Genomic DNA, 1556 nt, shown 5'->3' on the forward strand with positions numbered 1-1556 from the left:
CTTCTTGACCGTGCCGGAAATCCGCTTGGCCGAGAATTCGAGATCGGAAAGCGCTGTCGCGACCTTTTTGCCGCGGATCAGCGCGGCAACCAGGTTCAGCTTCTGCGGGCTGATACGGATCGTGCGCAATACGGCGCGCGCTTCGTTATCAGCAAGCCTGCGCGGAGCTTTGGCCTTGCCCATGATTATTTCCTCTTCGCCTTCTTATCCGCGCCGTGACCGTAATAGGTCCGGGTCGGAGCGAATTCACCGAACTTGTGACCGACCATGTCCTCGTTCACCGAGACGGGAACATGCTTCTGGCCGTTGTAGACACCGAAGGTGAAGCCGACGAACTGCGGCAGGATGGTGGAGCGACGGCTCCACATCTTGATCACCTCATTGCGACCACCTTCACGAACCTTGTCCACCTTCTTGAGAAGGTAGCCGTCAATGAAGGGGCCTTTCCAAATCGAACGAGTCACTTGGCGTTACCTCTTCTTAGCTCTTGCGCTGATGGCGCGAGCGCAGGATGAACTTGTCGGTCGCCTTGTTGGACCGCGTCTTCTTGCCCTTGGTCGGCTTGCCCCAGGGCGAAACCGGATGGCGGCCACCCGATGTGCGGCCTTCGCCGCCGCCGTGCGGATGGTCGACCGGGTTCATGGTCACGCCGCGATTGTGCGGGCGCTTGCCACGCCAGACCGTGCGACCGGCCTTGCCGTCATTGATGTTGCCGTGGTCCGGATTGGACACGGCGCCAACAGTGGCCATGCAGGAGCCGTGAACGACACGCTGCTCGCCCGAATTGAGGCGCAGGATCGCCATGCCCTGGTCACGACCGACCAGCTGACCGTAACCACCTGCCGAACGGGCGACCTGAGCGCCCTTGCCCGGCTTCAGCTCGATGTTGTGGACGATGGTGCCGACCGGCATCGAAGCCAGCGGCATCGCATTGCCCGGCTTCACGTCGACCGATTCACCGGACACGATCTTGTCGCCGGGAGCCAGACGCTGCGGAGCGATGATGTAGGACAGCTCGCCATCGTCATACTTGATCAGCGCGATGAAGGCGGTGCGGTTCGGATCGTACTCAATGCGCTCGACCGTGCCGACGACGTCGAACTTGCGGCGCTTGAAGTCGATGATGCGGTACGAACGCTTGTGACCACCGCCGATGAAGCGGGCGGTGATGCGACCGTGATTGTTGCGGCCGCCCGACTTGGTCAGGCCTTCGGTCAGACCCTTGACGGGCTTGCCCTTGTAGAGGCCCGAGCGGTCGACGATGACCAGCTGACGGGTGCTGGGCGTTACCGGGTTGAATTTTTTCAGTGCCATTGTTCTGTCCTCGCGGCCTTGCTCAGAGACCCGTCGCGACGTCGATCGACTGGCCATCGGCCAGCGTCACAACCGCCTTCTTGACGTCGCTCTGGCGGCCAACCGTGCCACGGAAGCGCTTGATCTTGCCCTTGCGGACAAGCGTGTTCACGGCCATCACCTTGACGCCGAACAGCGCTTCGACGGCGGCCTTGATTTCCGGCTTCGACGCCTTCTTGGCGACGTTGAAGACGACCTTGTTC

At 61.6% G+C, this 1556-nt stretch carries 4 protein-coding genes; all 4 read right to left on the reverse strand.

Going from position 1 to position 1556, the window contains the following annotated elements; all coding sequences use genetic code 11:
• Nucleotides 1-183 (reverse strand): uL22 family ribosomal protein (locus EN925_RS35205; RefSeq protein WP_281040693.1); only part of this gene is annotated, 183 nt, incomplete at its 3' end.
• A gap of 2 nt (nucleotides 184-185) precedes the next feature.
• On the reverse strand, nucleotides 186-464 hold the full coding sequence (rpsS, locus tag EN925_RS35210; protein ID WP_006205463.1) for a 30S ribosomal protein S19: 279 nt from the start codon (nucleotides 462-464) through the stop codon (nucleotides 186-188).
• 16 nt (nucleotides 465-480) lie between these two features.
• Nucleotides 481-1314 carry a 50S ribosomal protein L2 gene (gene rplB / locus EN925_RS35215; RefSeq protein WP_024505067.1) on the reverse strand — a complete coding sequence of 278 codons (834 nt, stop codon included), beginning with the start codon at nucleotides 1312-1314 and terminating at the stop codon, nucleotides 481-483.
• Between the two features lie 22 nt (nucleotides 1315-1336).
• Nucleotides 1337-1556 (reverse strand): 50S ribosomal protein L23 (locus EN925_RS35220; RefSeq protein ID WP_128337336.1); only part of this gene is annotated, 220 nt, incomplete at its 5' end.

Source organism: Mesorhizobium sp. M7A.F.Ca.US.006.04.2.1, from assembly GCF_004022915.1.
GTDB lineage: Bacteria > Pseudomonadota > Alphaproteobacteria > Rhizobiales > Rhizobiaceae > Mesorhizobium > Mesorhizobium ciceri.

Bases quoted from the DNA above. Each gene is read 5' to 3' on its own strand.
- rplB (WP_024505067.1), bottom strand. From the start codon at position 1,314: ATGGCACTGAAAAAATTCAACCCGGTAACGCCCAGCACCCGTCAGCTG.